Source organism: Variovorax paradoxus, from assembly GCF_022009635.1.
Taxonomy (GTDB): domain Bacteria; phylum Pseudomonadota; class Gammaproteobacteria; order Burkholderiales; family Burkholderiaceae_C; genus Variovorax.
Window position 1 is genome coordinate 2,580,669 of the sequence record NZ_CP091716.1, and the last position, 14,977, is coordinate 2,595,645.

At 67.6% G+C, this 14,977-nt stretch carries 13 protein-coding genes; 2 read left to right on the forward strand and 11 right to left on the reverse strand.

The window, feature by feature from the left end; all coding sequences use genetic code 11:
• The 6 genes from L3V85_RS12095 to L3V85_RS12120 are packed head-to-tail and all read right to left on the reverse strand — an operon-like array spanning nt 1 to nt 6,318.
• Entirely contained in the window at nt 1–1,494 is a 1,494-nt protein-coding gene (locus L3V85_RS12095) for an ABC transporter substrate-binding protein (protein ID WP_237679440.1), read from the reverse strand.
• Nucleotides 1,495–1,540: 46 nt separating this feature from the next.
• Nucleotides 1,541–2,356 carry an ATP-binding cassette domain-containing protein gene (locus L3V85_RS12100; RefSeq protein WP_237679441.1) on the reverse strand — a complete coding sequence of 272 codons (816 nt, stop codon included), beginning with the start codon at nt 2,354–2,356 and terminating at the stop codon, nt 1,541–1,543.
• Nucleotides 2,353–3,360, reverse strand: a complete 1,008-nt coding sequence (locus L3V85_RS12105) for an ABC transporter ATP-binding protein (protein WP_237679442.1) — start codon at nt 3,358–3,360, stop codon at nt 2,353–2,355. Before L3V85_RS12105 ends, L3V85_RS12100 begins: the two co-directional genes overlap by 4 nt.
• 7 nt (nt 3,361–3,367) lie before the next feature.
• Entirely contained in the window at nt 3,368–4,249 is an 882-nt protein-coding gene (locus L3V85_RS12110) for an ABC transporter permease (RefSeq protein ID WP_237679443.1), read from the reverse strand.
• A complete protein-coding gene (locus tag L3V85_RS12115) occupies nt 4,246–5,196 on the reverse strand; it encodes an ABC transporter permease (protein ID WP_237679444.1) in 951 nt (316 codons plus the stop codon). The genes L3V85_RS12110 and L3V85_RS12115 overlap by 4 nt, the downstream gene beginning before the upstream one ends.
• 39 nt (nt 5,197–5,235) lie before the next feature.
• A complete protein-coding gene (locus tag L3V85_RS12120) occupies nt 5,236–6,318 on the reverse strand; it encodes a tartrate dehydrogenase (protein ID WP_237679445.1) in 1,083 nt (360 codons plus the stop codon).
• Nucleotides 6,319–6,668: 350 nt separating this feature from the next.
• Here L3V85_RS12120 and L3V85_RS12125 point away from each other — a divergent pair, with 350 nt between their 5' ends.
• Nucleotides 6,669–8,138, forward strand: a complete 1,470-nt coding sequence (locus L3V85_RS12125; RefSeq protein ID WP_237679446.1) for a sensor histidine kinase — start codon at nt 6,669–6,671, stop codon at nt 8,136–8,138.
• 31 nt (nt 8,139–8,169) lie between these two features.
• The gene (locus tag L3V85_RS12130; protein WP_237679447.1) at nt 8,170–9,027 is read left to right on the forward strand and encodes an aldo/keto reductase; all 858 of its coding nucleotides are present in this window, start codon (nt 8,170–8,172) and stop codon (nt 9,025–9,027) included.
• A 10-nt stretch (nt 9,028–9,037) separates the two neighbouring features.
• Here the strand turns inward: L3V85_RS12130 and L3V85_RS12135 are convergent, their stop codons facing one another.
• From L3V85_RS12135 to L3V85_RS12155, 5 genes are all read right to left on the reverse strand, one after another.
• Entirely contained in the window at nt 9,038–10,528 is a 1,491-nt protein-coding gene (locus tag L3V85_RS12135) for a nucleobase:cation symporter-2 family protein (protein WP_237679448.1), read from the reverse strand.
• Between the two features lie 151 nt (nt 10,529–10,679).
• Nucleotides 10,680–11,663, reverse strand: coding sequence for an NAD-dependent epimerase/dehydratase family protein (locus L3V85_RS12140; protein ID WP_237679449.1), 984 nt, complete (start codon nt 11,661–11,663; stop codon nt 10,680–10,682).
• 66 nt (nt 11,664–11,729) lie between these two features.
• A complete protein-coding gene (locus L3V85_RS12145) occupies nt 11,730–13,502 on the reverse strand; it encodes an EAL domain-containing protein (RefSeq protein WP_237679450.1) in 1,773 nt (590 codons plus the stop codon).
• A gap of 126 nt (nt 13,503–13,628) precedes the next feature.
• Nucleotides 13,629–14,189: a helix-turn-helix transcriptional regulator gene (locus L3V85_RS12150; RefSeq protein ID WP_237679451.1), complete on the reverse strand. Its 561-nt coding sequence runs from the start codon at nt 14,187–14,189 to the stop codon at nt 13,629–13,631.
• Nucleotides 14,190–14,198: 9 nt separating this feature from the next.
• Nucleotides 14,199–14,963, reverse strand: coding sequence for a GntR family transcriptional regulator (locus tag L3V85_RS12155; RefSeq protein WP_237679452.1), 765 nt, complete (start codon nt 14,961–14,963; stop codon nt 14,199–14,201).
• Nucleotides 14,964–14,977: the final 14 nt, after the last annotated feature.

Genomic DNA, 14,977 nt, shown 5'->3' on the forward strand with positions numbered 1-14,977 from the left:
TCAACCCCACGAGATCGCGGCCAGGTCGTTCACCACGATCGGCATGTTTGGCCACAGGCCCTTGACCTCCTTGCGCGCGATGGTCGGGAACACCGCCTGGTAGAGGAAGCCGTTCACCGCGTCGGTGGCCAGCATGCGCTGCGCATCGGCCAGCAGGTCGGCGCGGCGCTTCTTGTTCTCTTCGTTCTGGATGGTGACGAACAGGTCGCGGAACTTCTTGGAGTCGTAGCCCCAGTAGTAGTCGGCCTCGGTGTACTTCACCAGGTCGAAGGGCTCCACGTGCGCCACCATCGTCAGGTCGAAGTCGTGCGCGCCGCCGAAAGTGCCGCTGAGCCACTGGGCCCACTCGACGTTCTGGATCTTCACGTTGATGCCGATCTGCGCCAGCTGCGCAGCGATCATCTCGCCGCCCTGACGTGCATACGAGGGCGGCGGCAGCTGCAGGCGCAGTTCCAGCGGCGTCTTCACGCCGGCTTCGGCCAGCAGCTTCTTCGCCTTCTCGATGTCGAAGGGGTTCATCGCCGTGGTGTCGACGAAGCCCGGCGCGCCCATCGCGTAATGGCTGCCGATTGGCTTGCCGAAGCCGTCCGCCGCGCCCTGGATGATGGCGTTGCGGTCGATGGCCGCCAGGATCGCGCGGCGCACGCGCACGTCGTCCAGCGGTTTCTTGCGGTTGTTGATGGTCAGGATCACCTTGCCGCGCGTGCCCACTTCGATCACCTGGAAGCGCGGGTTGCCCTTGAACTGCGCCACCGAGCGCGTGCCCGCGCGCGGGAAGATGTCGATGTCGTTTGCCATCAGCGCGGCGGTCTGCGCCGCGGTGTCCGACATGAAGCGGAACACGAACTTCGGAACCTTCGCCAGGTTCTGGTCGCGGTAGCTCGGCGACTTGACCAGCGTGCACGAGGCGCCGCGCTGCCATGCACTCAGCTTGTAGGGGCCGGTGCCTACCGGCGCGGTGGCGTTGGTGTCGGCGCTCTTGGGCTCGACGATGCAGGCGGTCGACTGCCCCAGCATGAAGGGCAGATCGGGGTTGGGCAGTGTGCTGTTGACGCCCACCGTGTACTCGTCGAGCACCACGGTGCCGATCTCGCTGAAGAAGCGCTTGTCCTTGTTGGTGCTCTTGGCGCCGCCCGCGCGGTCGAACGAGAACTTCACCGTGTGCGCGTTGAAGGGCTGGTCGTTCTCGAAGCGCACGCCCTTGCGTAGCTTGAAGACGAAGGTCTTCATGTCGGGCGACGACGACCAGCTTTCGGCCAGCATCGGCGTGACCGAGCCGTCGGCGTTCACCTTGGTGAGCGTCTCGAAGATGTTGTACTGCGTGATTTCCGCGATGGCCGATGCCGCGCCGGTGGTCGGGTCCAGGCCCGGCGGTTCGAGCGGCATGCCGATCGTCAGCGTGTTCTTGCCGGCCTGCGCGCGCGCCTGGGGCAGGAAGACACCCGGGATTGCCGCGGCCATGGCGGAAGTCATGAGTGTGCGTCGCTTCAACATTCGATAGTTCCTGGAGGTGAGGGAGAAATTGGGAGGTCCGGCCCGGCTAGCGAGACGGCGTGTGCAGCACCGCCGACAGCAGCGTGCGCGTGTACTCGTGCTGCGCATGCGCGAAGAGATCGGCCGGACGGCCTCGCTCCACGATGCGGCCCTTGAAGACCACGCACACTTCGTCGCACAGGTGGTTGACCACCGCGAGGTCGTGGCTGATGAGCAGGTAGCTGATGCCGAACTGCTGCTGCAGGTCCTGCATGAGGTTGAGCACCTGGGCCTGCACCGACACGTCGAGCGCGCTCACCGGCTCGTCGGCCACGATGAGCTTGGGACGCGTGATGAGCGCTCGCGCGATGGCGATGCGCTGGCGCTGTCCGCCCGAGAACTCGTGCGGGTACTTGTCCATGTCGGTGGTGCGCAGGCCGACGGCGGAGAGTGCTTCCGATGCGCGCTCGCGCTGCTCGGCGCGGCTGGTTTCGGCCAGCGCCTCCAGCGGCTCGGCCACGATGCGCGCCACGGTCTGGCGCGGATCGAGCGAACCATACGGGTCCTGGAACACCATCTGGAAGTCGCGCCGCGCCACGCGCAACGCTTCCTTCGACAGCGAATGCAGATCGCGGCCTTCGAGCGAGACGGTGCCAGACGTGGGCGTGTCCAGCGCCATCACCAGGCGCGCGATGGTCGATTTGCCCGAGCCCGATTCGCCGACGATGCCCATGCTCTTGCCGGCCTGCACATCGAAGCTCACGCCGTTGAGCGCCTTCACCGTGGGCGGCGGCCCGAACAGCTTCTCGCGCGGCAGCGCGTAGTGGCGATAGAGGTTCTTCACGGCCAGCAAGGGCTGGCCGGCGGTGGTGGGCTGGCTCATGCGAGGAGGGCGGAGGCGGCGGCCTTGGCGTTCAGCGCGGCGATCTCGCCGAGCCGCAGGCAGCGCACCGTGTGGTCGTTCGGCAGCAGCGTGGCCTGGGGCCGCGTGCTCTGGCACAGGTCGATGGTGTGGGCGCAGCGGCCCGCGAAGGCGCAGCCGCGCGGCATGTCGACCAGCTCGGGCACGCTGCCGCGGATGGTCGGCAGCCGGCCGGCACGCACCGCGCCGATGGCGGGGCGCGCCGCGAACAGGCCGCGCGTGTAGGGGTGCGCGCGGCCGGCGAAGACCGTGTCGGTCGGGCCGCTTTCCACCGCGCTGCCGCCGTACATCACCAGCATGCGCTTCACGCTGTTGGCAATCACGCCGAGGTCGTGCGAGATCAGGATCATCGCCATGCCCATTTCCTTGACCAGGCTCTGGATCAGGTCGAGCACCTGCTTCTGGATGGTCACGTCGAGTGCCGTCGTCGGCTCGTCGGCGATCAGCAGGTCGGGTCCACAGGCCAGCGCCATCGCGATGCCGATGCGCTGGCGTTGCCCGCCCGAGAACTGGTGCGGGTAGGCATCGAGGCGCGAAGCCGCGTCGGGAATGCCCACGCGGTCGAGCAGGCTCAGCGCCTCCTTGCGGGCCTGCGCCTTGGTCAGTCCGCGGTGCAGCTGCAGCGGCTCGCCGACCTGGCGCGCGATGGTGTGCACCGGGTTCAGCGCCGTCATCGGCTCCTGGAAGATCATGCCGATGCGGTTGCCGCGGATCTGGCACATCTGCTTTTCGGGCAGGCCGACGAGCTCCTGCCCGTCGAGCTTGATGCTGCCCGTGACCTGCGCGCTGGAGGGCAGGAGGCCCATGAGCGACATCACGGTGATCGACTTGCCGCAGCCCGATTCGCCGACGATGCCGAGCGTTTCGCCGCGCTCCAGCGAGAACGAGATGCCGCGCACGGCCTGCGCTGGACCGCGCTGGGTCTGCAGGCCGATCTGGAGGTTGTTGACTTCGAGGAGGGGCATCGTGGTTTCAGCGTGCGCGGGCAAGGCGCGGATCGAGCAGGTCGCGCAGGCCGTCGCCCAGCAGGTTCAGGCCGAGCACCGCCAGCGCGATCGCCATGCCGGGGAAAACCGCCAGCAGTGGCTGCTGGAACATCAGGGTCTGCGCTTCGCTGAGCATGCGGCCCCATGAGGGCTGCGGCGGCTGCGTGCCCAGGCCGAGGTAGGAGAGCGCCGCCTCCGCGAGGATGGCGATGGCGAAGCGGATGGTGATCTGCACGATCAGCACGGCCGAAATGTTCGGCAGCACGTGCTGCATGGTGATCGCGAACGAGCCCTTGCCGCAGGCGCGCGCGGCGGCCACGTACTCGCGCGACCAGATGGCATTGGCCGACGCGCGCGTGATGCGCGCGAAGGTCGGGATGTTGTAGATGCCGATGGCCACGATGGCATTCACGATGCCGGCGCCGAACACGGCGGTCATCATGATGGCCGAGAGAATCGCGGGAAAGGCCAGCGTGAAGTCCGACAGCCGCATGACCGCTTCCTCGACCCAGCCGCGCTTGGCGGCAGCGAGCAGGCCCAGCGCGGTGCCGACCACCAGGCCGATGCCCACGGCAATGATGCCTACCAGGATGGACGCCCGCGCGCCCACCAGCAGCAGCGAGGCCACGTCGCGCCCGAAGGCATCGGTGCCCAGCCAGTGCGAGCCCGTGGGCGCCTGCATCTTGTTGGCCATGTCCATCGCATACGGCGACCACGGCGTCCAGACAAAAGACACGAGTGCCGCGATGAGCAGCAGCGCGGCCAGCACGCCGCCGATGACGAAGCTGCGGTGCTTCACCGCGCGTTGCCAGAAACCGGGGAGCTTGAGCGCCGCGGCGCTGGGGGCCGGGGCCGTGATGGCGTTCATATGTCGCTGGCCTTGATGCGCGGGTCGATGACGGCGTAGAGCACGTCGACCACGAAATTCACGATGACGACCATGGCCGCCAGCAGCATCACGCAGTTGCGCACCACGATCAGGTCGCGGTTGCTGATGGCCTGGAAGATCAGCCGGCCGAGGCCGGGAAGATAGAACACGTTCTCCACCACGATTGTGCCGGCCAGCAGCTCGGAGAACTGCATGCCCATGACGGTGATGACGGGGATCATGGCGTTGCGCAGCACATGGGTCCACAGCACCATGCGCTGCGACACGCCCTTGGCGCGCGCGGTGCGCACGAAGTCTTCGCGCATCACTTCCAGCACGGCCGAGCGCGTGATGCGCGCGAGGATCGCGGCCTGTACCACCGCCAGTGAAAGCGCGGGCAGCAACAGCGACTTGACGCCCGAGAAGAAGCCGTCGCCCCAGCCCTCGAAGCCGCCGGCGGAGAACCACTGCAGCTTCACCGAGAACACGAGGATCAGAAGAATCGCGAACCAGAAATTGGGAATGGCGATGCCGACCTGGGCCATGCCCATCAGGCCGACGTCGCCCAGCTTGTTGTGGCGCGCGGCGGCGGTCACGCCCACCAGCAGCGCGATCACCGTGGTGAAGAACATCGCCAGCAGTGCGAGCGGCATGGTGAGTGCCAGGCGCTCCAGGATCAGGTCGAGCACCGGCGAGCTGTAGGCGTAGCTGTCGCCCAGGTTGCCGGTCAGCAGGCCGCCGATCCAGTGCCAGTAGCGCGTCCATGCCGGCAGGTCGAGGCCGAGCTTGGTCGCCAGCGCCGCGACTGCTTCAGGCGACGCATCCGGCCCCATCAGCATCTGTGCCGCGTTGCCCGGAAGAATCTCCAGCACCAGAAACACGATGATCGACGCGCCGACCAGCGTGCCGATCAGCGTCAGCGTGCGCTTCAGCAGGAACAGGCCCATCTCAGTCTCCCCGGCCGCAAAGGAATGAGGGGCTCGCCGTCATGCAGAGATGCAGTCGGCGATCGCGCGGCCCACGTCCACGGTGTTCGCCGTGCCGCCCATGTCGCGCGTGCGCGGGCCTTCGCTCAGCACCGTCTCGATGGCCGAGACCACGGCGGCCGAAGCCTGCGCGTACACCGGGTCGTCGTTGCCCAGGTGGTCGAGCATCAGCGCAGCCGACCAGATCTGACCGATCGGGTTGGCGATGCCCTTGCCCGCGATGTCGGGTGCCGAGCCGTGCACGGGCTCGAACAGCGACGGGAACTTGCGCTCCGGGTTGAGGTTGGCGCTGGGCGCGATGCCGATGGTGCCGGTGCAGGCCGGGCCCAGGTCGGACAGGATGTCGCCGAACAGGTTGGAGGCCACCACCACGTCGAACCAGTCGGGGTGCTGCACGAAGTGCGCGCACAGGATGTCGATGTGGAACTTGTTCGTCGCCACGTCGGGGTAGCGCTTGGCGATCTCGGCCAGGCGTTCGTCCCAGTAGGGCATGGTGATCGAGATGCCGTTCGACTTGGTGGCCGCCGTCAGGCTCTTGCGCTTGCGGCGGTTGGCGAGCGTGAAGGCGTAGTCGATGATGCGGTCCACGCCGGTGCGGGTGAACACCGCTTCCTGGATCGCCATCTCGCGCGGCGTGCCTTCGAACAGGCGCCCGCCCACCGAGGTGTATTCGCCCTCGGTGTTCTCGCGCACCACCAGGAAGTCGATGTCGCCGGGCTTGCGGTGCGCCAGCGGGCCGGGCACGCCGGGCATCAGGCGCACGGGGCGCAGGTTCACGTACTGGTCGAAGTCGCGGCGGATCTTGATCAGCAGGCCCCACACGGCAATGTGGTCGGGCACCTTGTCGGGCGCGCCCACGGCGCCGAAGTAGATGGCGTCATGGCCCTGGATCTTGTCGGCCCAGTCGGCCGGCATCATCAGGCCGGTGCGCACGTAGTGGTCGGAGCCCCAGTCGAAGTGGTCGTAAGAGAAGTCGATGCCGAAACGGCGCCCGACCGCGTCGAGCACGCGCAAACCTTCGGGCATGACCTCGACGCCGATACCGTCTCCGGGAATGACGGCAATCCTGTGCTTTTTCTGCATTGACTCAACCTGTTCCAAATTCGTTGCGAGGGGGCGCGCGCGCTCGTGACGCAAGGCCGCTGAAAAATTCTAGAAGCGGGGGCTGCCTGGAGGGTCGGGGTTGGCACCCACTCAGTGTTGACAAAATCAGAAGGCGAAGAGTCGCTGTTTATGGGGTGAAGTAAGGATTTCTATGTCATGAAAATGACTTTGACTTCGAAAAATTAGAAGGTTCGATGGGGCAAGCTCGGCCTTCCGGTTGCCCGCGAGCGGGTTCATGAAGGCTTGCTGAATTCCTCCGCGCAGGCCCGGCACATACTTCGGCCGCTCGCGGCGCCCTTGACCCCAGGGGGGCGGCCGCCAGGAGACCCATGAATCCTTTGCCAGTCGAGAACAACGCCGGCCCCGGCGCGAGCCCCGGCACGCGCCTGGGATGGGGAGGCGCGCTCAGGCGGCGGTGCCGGCGCTGGATGCAGCCTTCGCTCCTCAGGCGCCTGTTGCTGGTGCAGATCTCGGTGGTCGGGTTGCTGTGGACCTGCACCCTCGGCCTCTTCCTGTACGACTCCAATCGCTTTCCCGAGCTCGTGCGCTACGACAAGATCTTTGCCTGCGTCATCAGCGCCGCGCAGAACCTCGCGGCGTCGCCCGACCGCCAGCAGGCCACGCTGCGTGCCTTCGACATGGCGCTGCTCGAGACCTCGGGCGACTTTTCTTCCGAGGTGGACAAGGCGCCCGTCATGCAGGTGTGGCAGCGCGGCAAGCTCATCTACAACTCCTCCGCGTCGGTGCCGCCGATCATCAACCAGACCATCGGCAAGGTCGAGAGCATCAGGCTCGGCGACCGGTCGCTGCGCGCGCGGACCATGATTTCGCCGGTGCTCGACACCCGCGTGATGCTGGCAGAGCCCAAGTTCCTGCGGCTGTATTTCAACGTCGACCACCGCAGCTACTACTTCCTGCCGCTGCTCATCAGCCTGCCGTTCCTGGTGTTTCCCGCGTGGCTGGCCGTGCTGCTCGCGCTGCGGCCGTGGCGGCAGGTGACACGAGAGACCGCCGAGCGCGGCCCGGCCGACCTCACCCCGCTGTCGTTCGAGCCGCCGCACAAGGAACTGCGGCCGATGGTGCGCAGCATCAACGGCCTGCTGCGCAGCGTGCGCGACCGCGGCGCACGGGAGCGCGGGCTGATCGCCGACGCCGCCAACGAACTGCACACGCCGCTCGAGGCGATGCGCGTGAACGTCGAGGCGCTGAAGGCGCAGACCAACGACCGGGGCCAGCGTGAGCTCATGGCCAACCTGCTGCGCAGCAACGACCGCGCGACGCGGCTGGTGGGGCAGTTGCAGCAGCTGATGCGCAGCGACGAAATGCCGCAGGACGCGGTGCCCGAGCCGCTCGCGCTCGACGCGCTGGCACGCGAGCGCATCGCGCTGGTCGGGCCGCTGGCGCATGCACGCGGCGTGCGGTTCGACTTTGCCGTGGAAGACGGCCCGGTGCCGGTGTTCGGCGAGCGCGAGAGCCTGATCTCGATGCTGAGCAACCTGATCGAGAACGCCGTCAAGTACAGCCCCGACGGCGGCACGGTCAGGGTGCACGTCCGCCGCGAAGGCACGCGCGCGGTGCTGCGCGTGGCCGACGAGGGCCCGGGCATTCCGCCCGCGCTGCGCGAGCGGGTGTTCGACCGCTTCTTCCGCAATCCCGACCAGACGCAATCGGGCAGCGGCTTGGGGCTGGCCATCGTGAAGTCGGTGCTGGACAAGCACCATGGCCGGGTCGTGCTGGGCGAGGGCGAAGACGGCCGCGGCCTGCTGGCGACCGTGTGGCTGCCGTTGCCGGCGGGCTGACAGGGATATCGGCCGCGCCTACCATGTGCCGATGCGAACACTTTCACTCCCCACCGGCGGCGAGATGCCGGTACTCGGCCTGGGCACTTGGCGCATGGGCGAGGACGCGAGCCGCCGCGCGGCCGAAATCGCCGCCGTGCGCGAGGCCATCGTCCTGGGCTACCGGCTCATCGACACCGCCGAGATGTACGGCGAAGGCGGCGCGGAAACCGTCGTGGGCCAGGCCGTCGCCGAGGCGCTGCGCGCGGGGGACGTACGGCGCGAGGCGCTGTTCATCGTCAGCAAGGTCTATCCGCACAACGCGAGCCGGCGCGGAACGCGCGAGGCCTGCGAACGCAGCCTGAAGCGGCTCGGGCTCGACGCCATCGACCTCTACCTGCTGCACTGGCGCGGCAACCACCCGCTGCGCGACACCGTGGACGCGATGCAGTCGCTGGTGGCCGACGGGCGCATCGCCCACTGGGGAGTGAGCAACTTCGATACCGACGACATGGAAGAGCTGGAGCCGCTCGCCGGCAGCGGGCCGGTTTGCGCGGCCAATCAGGTGTATCTGTCGCTGGGCGAGCGCGGGCCCGAATTCAGCCTGCTGCCCTGGCAGCACGAGCGCGGCATGCCGCTGATGGCCTACAGCCCGATCGATCAGGGCGCGCTGGCGGGGGACAAGGCATTGGGGGAACTGGCTGTGCGGCTCGGCGTGACGGCCGCGCAACTGGCGCTGGCCGCGGTGATCGCGCGGCCCGGTGTGGCGGCGATCCCGAAGGCGGTGCGTGCCGCGCACCTGAAGGAGAACCTGGCCGCCGCGGAGTTGAAGCTCGACGCGGCGACGCTGGAAGAACTCGACCGGTTGCATCCGCCACCGCGGCGCAAGGCGCCGCTGGCGATGATCTGAAAAAACCCGGTCAGTGCGCCTCGGCCTGCTTGGCCGCGGCAATCACGGCCTGCTCGTCGTGCTTCGCGCCGTTCAGGAACAGGTTCAGCAGCACGGCGGCAATCGACGCCAGCAGGATGCCCGATTCGATCAGCGAATGAATCGCGTGCGGCATCCATTGCTTGAAGTTGGGCGCGATCAGCGGAATCATGCCGATGCCGATCGACACCGCGACGATCATCGCGTTGTGGCGGTTGTTCTTGAAGTCCACGCCCGACAGGATGCGGATGCCGGTGGCGGCCACCATGCCGAACATCACGAGGCCCGCGCCGCCGAGCACCACGGTAGGCAGCGACTCCACCAGCGCGGCCATCTTCGGCAGCAGGCCCAGCACGATCAGGATCACGCCGCCCGCCACGCAAACGTAGCGGCTGCGGATGCCGGTGACGGCCACCAGGCCCACGTTCTGCGAGAAGCTGGTGTACGGGAAGGTGTTGAAGACGCCGCCGATCAGCGTGCCCAGGCCGTCGGTGCGCAGGCCGCGCGCCAGGTCTTTCTGGTCGATCTTGCGGCCGGTCATTTCGCCGAGCGCGAGGAACATGCCGGTCGACTCGATCATCACCACGATCATGATGAGCGTCATGGTGAGGATCAGGATCGGGTCGAACTGCGGCATGCCGAAGTGAAAGGGCAGCACGATGTCGACCCATGCGGCCTTGCCCACCTTCTCGTAGGTCATGAGCCCGGTGATGGATGCCACGACGGCGCCGATCACGATGCCCAGCAGCACCGAGATGTTGGCGACGAAGCCCTTGGCGTACTTGACGATCAGCAGGATCGACACCAGCACCAGCGTCGCCACGCCGAAGCCGGAGAGATCGGCGTACTTGGGGTTGGGCACCGTGGGCATGATTGCGAAGCCCTTGGGCACGGCCGGGATCGAGCTGCCGGGCGAAGTCACCTCGGCGAGCCACTTGGCGTACACCGGATCGACCAGCGCGGGCGCCGTCGGGCCCACGGGGTTGCCGAAGATCCAGTTGATGCCCACGCGCATCAGGCTGATGCCGATGACAGCGATGATCGTGCCCGTGACCACCGGCGGAAAGAAGCGCAGCATGCGGCTGACCAGCGGCGCGATCAGTATCGACACCACGCCCGCGCCGATGATCGAGCCGAACAGCAACTGCGCCCCGTTCTGCCCGGGGTTGGCGTTGGCGATGGCCACCATCGGCGCGACCGAGGCGAAGGTCACGCCCATCATCACCGGCAGCTTGATGCCGAACCATTGCGTGGCGCCGAGCGCCTGGATCAGGGTGGCGATGCCGCAGCAGAACAGGTCGGCCGAGATCAGCAGCGCGACCTCGTCGGGCGTGAGCTTGAGCGCGCGCCCGACGATCAGCGGCACCGCGACGGCCCCCGCATACATCACCAGCACATGCTGCAATCCGAGGGCTGCGAGCTTGCCCGAAGGCAACCGCTGGTCCACGGGATGGACTTGGGAAAGTGTGGCGTCGGCCGTCATCGTTGTCTCCTGCTTCGCAAGGGAAGAGGCGCGGCGGCGTGGCTTGCCACGTCGCACGCCTCAATGTGTACGCGAAACTGTATACAACTTATGCGACAATTTTGACCCGGAAAAACCCGAAGCGGGCCGGGTTCATTCCGCCGGGAGTCGCTCAGGCGACGGGGTACGGCCCTTCGCCGAAGACCTCGCCGTGGTAGCCCTTGCTGCCCACCTCGCGCGCCAGTTGGCTGCGGAAGTCGCGGCCTTCGCGCAGGCAACGCAGCACATGCGCGAAGTCATGCCGCGGCTGCCATCCGAGCTCGCGCCGCGCGAGCGCATTCACATAGACGCGATCGAGCTGCGCAGGCAGTTTCCATCCTTGCTTGGCATAGAGCGCTTCGCACTCGGGAAACAACCGCTGCAGCACGCGCGGTGCGCTTTCACGCAGCATCGGCGGGTCGTCTTGCGTGAAGGGCGTGGTGGCCGAGACGATGTAGCGGCCGAAGCCGATGGCCGGCGCGCGCTGCGCCGCCAGCAGGTGCGCGTCGACCACGTCCTCGATGTCGACGCGTCGATGCAGCAGCTCGTTGGCCTGCGCGTTGTGCAGCGAATAGAGGCTGCGTGCGGTGGCGTCGTCGTCATCCTCGGGAAAGAAGCGCGACGTCTTCAGCACGATCACGGGCAGACGCTGCTTGCGGTGAAACAGCTCGCACAGGCTCTCGGCCGAGGTCTTGGTCACGCCGTAGATGTTCTTGGGGATCGGCGTCACGTCTTCGGTGATCCATGCGGCCGGCATGCCTTCGGCGGGCGTGAGCGCGGAGCCGAAGGTGCTGGTGGTGCTGGTGAACACGAAGGCTTCGACGCCGGCGGCCACCGCTTCTTCGAGGAGCACCAGCGTGCCGGTGATGTTGGTGTCGACGAAGTCCTGCAGGCTGTGCGTGCCCACATGCGGCTTGTGCAGCGTGGCCGCGTGGATGACGGTGCGCACGCCGCGCATGCAGTCGCGCACGAAGGCACGGTCGGCGATGGAGCCTGTGCGGTCGGTGAAGGGGGAGGGCGCGATGTCGATGCCGCGTGCGTCTTGCGAAGTCGCGCGCAGCGTGCGCATCAGGGCCTCGCCGAGGTGGCCGGCGCTGCCGGTGATCAGGATGGTCATGGCCGCAAGACTATCGCCCGGTGCACAAGGCGTCCACGCATAAGTTATGCGTGGATCGGATACGGATCAGGCCCGCGGCCGGGCCTCGCGCACCGTGAGCCCCGAGGCCGCGAGCTTGGCTTCGTGCTTCGCGATGGCCGCTTCGCTGGCCACGTCCTCGGCATGGCGGAACATGCCCGGCGGGATGCGCACCGCGCCAATGGAGAGCGTCGCAAACGGCGTGAACCGGATCACGCCATGCCGGTCCTCGCCGTGCACGCCGCCGGCCTGCCGCGCGGCCTCGTCGTAAAGGCCGCTCGCCTGGCGGTTGAATTCGTCGATCAGCCCGGTGCAGCGCTGGTGCCAGTCGGGGCTCTGGAACATCACCAGGAAGTCGTCGCCACCGATGTGGCCGACGAAGTCGCGGTGGGGGTTGGCGTGCTGCGTCGCAAGGCGCGCGAGCAGCAGGATCATCTCGTCGCCACGCCAGTAGCCGTAGTGGTCGTTGAACACCTTGAAGTTGTTCAGGTCGGCGTAGCAGGCCACGAAGTCGGCGCCGCTGCCGAGCAGCCGCGCGATATGGATGTTGATGGGAATGTTGCCCGGCAGGAAGGTCAGCGGGTTGGCGTGCCGCGCGGCTTCTATGCGCGCCTCGGTGACGGCGCGCACCAGCTGGTCGCCCGTGCCCAGCCCGATGTAGCGCTTCTTCTCGGTCACGATGAAGCCTTCGCTCAGGTAGCGCTGGTCTTCCGACATCAGGATGGCGAGCAGGCTCTCGACGTTGTCCTCTCGCTCCACGATGCGCGGGGCGACGCTGCCGTACGACAGGCAGGGCCGGCGGCCATGCACCTCGCGAAAATACATGCGCGCATAGTCGTTCATGAGCGACCGGCGGTTGATGAGGGCCACCGGCCATCCCTGGTCGACCACGGCCAGCGCATGCAGCTCGGGGTGCTTCTGGAAGATGGCCGACACCTCGTCGATGGGGGTCTGCGGGTTCAGCGCCGGTGCCTGGATGACCGACAGGTTGCGCAGCACGTTGGGCTGCAGGGGCTGCGATGCATGCGGCATCACGGCGATGCGGGTGTCTCGGATGGCCGCTGCCGCCGCCTCCGGCAGCAAGGGCTGCAGCGCCGGCGCGGGGTGCCCGAACAGGTAGCCCTGGCCGTGCGCGATGCCCAGGTCGCGCAGCACGCGCAGGTCCTTGGCGTCTTCCACGCCTTCGGCGACCAGCTCGGTGCCCAGTGCATGGCCGAGGCCGACGATGGTTCGCACCAGCTCCACAGTCTGCGGGCAACTCGCGATGCCCTGGGTCAGCAGCTTGTCGATCTTCACGAAGTCGGGCTGCAGGTCTTTCCAGCGCCGCAGGTTCGAATGGCCTTCGCCGAAGTCGTCGAGCGCAACGCGCGCGCCCAGCGCGTGAAGCGCCTTGACCGCATGCTGCAGCGCCTCGGGGTTGCCCGCGGCCCGCTGCTCGGTGAGTTCCACCGTCACGTTGCGCGCCGAGACGTCGTGGTGCGCGAGCATGCGTTCGAGCCAGCAGGCCGCGCCCACGCCGCCCATGGCCGCGACCAGCGCGTCGGCGCTCATGTTCACGAAGAGCCGGCCGGGCTCATTCAGCTGGCCCCAGTGGGCGAGGATGACTTCCACGCAGTGCAGTTCGAACTCGGTGAGCCGGGACTCCCTGGCCGCCAGCGCAAGCAGCTCCAGGGGGCTGTGGAGCGGGGTGCCGACGGGACCGCGGATCAGGGCTTCATGGCCGAAGATCGTGCCTTGGCGCAGATCCGCGATGGGCTGGAAGAACGGGGAAACCGGGGGATGCGAGGAAGAGGTGTCGCTGGGCCGAATGTGCCGGGGCATGCTGTAGGGAGTGGTTCGTCGGCGGCGCATCCGAGGCAAAGAAGAATGCGGAGCCCGTCCGGGGAGCAGCATGACGCTGTTGTGTGACAGTCGCGCCGGCGGCGCCGGCCTTGTGAATCGTGCCGGTCAGGCGATGGTGGTGACGATGCGGCCCGCACGCCCGTCGGCCAGGGCGATGCGCTCCCACAGCACGCGGCCCGACACGATGGGAATGACCGAATTTGCATTGGCCCCGGTCGCGATCTCCAGCGACGACAGTTCGCCTGCGTGCCAGCCCAGTCCGTCGAGCGTAGCCTCGGCCGCGAGGATTTCTTCCGAGGCGTAGCCGATCAGCGAACGCCCCATGAATTCGGCGGCATCGGCGCGCCACTCGGCCTGGCGCGACGGCGACGCGGCCAGCAGGCGGTGCGTTCGGTCGCAGATCAGGTGCACCTTGCGCGTGGACGATTCGACCAGCCGCTTCAGGGCCGCGTCCTGCGTCGTGTCTTGTGCGGCAGCGAGCAGCCGGTGCGCCGTGGCCTGCTGTGCGGTGGACAACGCGAGCTGCCCGCGTTCCCAGCGCGACACCGTCGCCTGGTTCACGCCCATCAGCTGTGCGAAATGCGTCTGCTTGATGCCGCGCAGCAGGCGCATCTGTCGCAGGGCAGTGCCCAGGTTCATCAGGTTCGCGGGGCTTTTTTGCCGCATGGCGTTGCTTCAGGCCAGCAGCGCCTTGACCAGGTCGAGCTGGCGGTCGGGCTTGTCGGTGTCCAGCGAAAGGCTGGCCTCGATACGTTCGAGGTGCTCGATCATGCTGGTCACCGCGGCCTCGGGGTCGCCCTTGCGGCACAGGCGCAGGAACTCGGCGTGCTCGTCGGACGAGCAGTGCGGGTCGTTCGAGGAGTGGTAGAGCATCGCGATCAGCGAGCTGCGCGCCACCAGCTCGCGCACCAGCTCGGCCAGCGTGCGGTTGCCCGTGGCCTCGGCCAGCGCCACGTGGAAGTCGCCCAGCAGCTTTTCGCGCACGGTGCCCGTGGTGGTGGTCTGGCGCAGCGCGGTGCGCTCGAACTTGATGTGCTGCTCAAGCACCTGGTAGTCGCGCGGCCGCGCATTGGCGATGAAAAGGCGCACCACCTCGCTCTCGAGGATGCGGCGCACCGCGAACACCTCGCGTGCCTCTTCCACGGTGGGCTGGCACACGAAGGCGCCCTTGTCGGGAATCATCTCGATGAGCTTGTCCTTCGACAGCATCAGCAGCGCGGCGCGCACCTTGGTGCGGCTCACCGAATAGACGCGGCCCAGCGCTTCTTCGCGCAGCCAGGTGCCGGGCGGCAGCCGCTTCTCGACGATCGCGGTGGCGATGTCGTTGGCGATGCTTTCGATGGAACTTTGCTTGTCCGCCGGCGCGGCGCCGTCATCGGGCGCCGCAGCTGCGGCGGGGGAGGTGTCGGAAACGGGAGGTTTGGAACTGGCGCGGGGCATGCGCGAATTGTGGC

Coding starts and splice junctions, on each gene's coding strand:
- L3V85_RS12095 (WP_237679440.1), bottom strand. CDS start 1,494: ATGTTGAAGCGACGCACACTCATGACTTCCGCCATGGCCGCGGCAATC.
- L3V85_RS12100 (WP_237679441.1), bottom strand. CDS start 2,356: ATGAGCCAGCCCACCACCGCCGGCCAGCCCTTGCTGGCCGTGAAGAAC.
- L3V85_RS12105 (WP_237679442.1), bottom strand. CDS start 3,360: ATGCCCCTCCTCGAAGTCAACAACCTCCAGATCGGCCTGCAGACCCAG.
- L3V85_RS12110 (WP_237679443.1), bottom strand. CDS start 4,249: ATGAACGCCATCACGGCCCCGGCCCCCAGCGCCGCGGCGCTCAAGCTC.
- L3V85_RS12115 (WP_237679444.1), bottom strand. CDS start 5,196: ATGGGCCTGTTCCTGCTGAAGCGCACGCTGACGCTGATCGGCACGCTG.
- L3V85_RS12120 (WP_237679445.1), bottom strand. CDS start 6,318: ATGCAGAAAAAGCACAGGATTGCCGTCATTCCCGGAGACGGTATCGGC.
- L3V85_RS12125 (WP_237679446.1), top strand. CDS start 6,669: ATGAATCCTTTGCCAGTCGAGAACAACGCCGGCCCCGGCGCGAGCCCC.
- L3V85_RS12130 (WP_237679447.1), top strand. CDS start 8,170: ATGCGAACACTTTCACTCCCCACCGGCGGCGAGATGCCGGTACTCGGC.
- L3V85_RS12135 (WP_237679448.1), bottom strand. CDS start 10,528: ATGACGGCCGACGCCACACTTTCCCAAGTCCATCCCGTGGACCAGCGG.
- L3V85_RS12140 (WP_237679449.1), bottom strand. CDS start 11,663: ATGACCATCCTGATCACCGGCAGCGCCGGCCACCTCGGCGAGGCCCTG.
- L3V85_RS12145 (WP_237679450.1), bottom strand. CDS start 13,502: ATGCCCCGGCACATTCGGCCCAGCGACACCTCTTCCTCGCATCCCCCG.
- L3V85_RS12150 (WP_237679451.1), bottom strand. CDS start 14,189: ATGCGGCAAAAAAGCCCCGCGAACCTGATGAACCTGGGCACTGCCCTG.
- L3V85_RS12155 (WP_237679452.1), bottom strand. CDS start 14,963: ATGCCCCGCGCCAGTTCCAAACCTCCCGTTTCCGACACCTCCCCCGCC.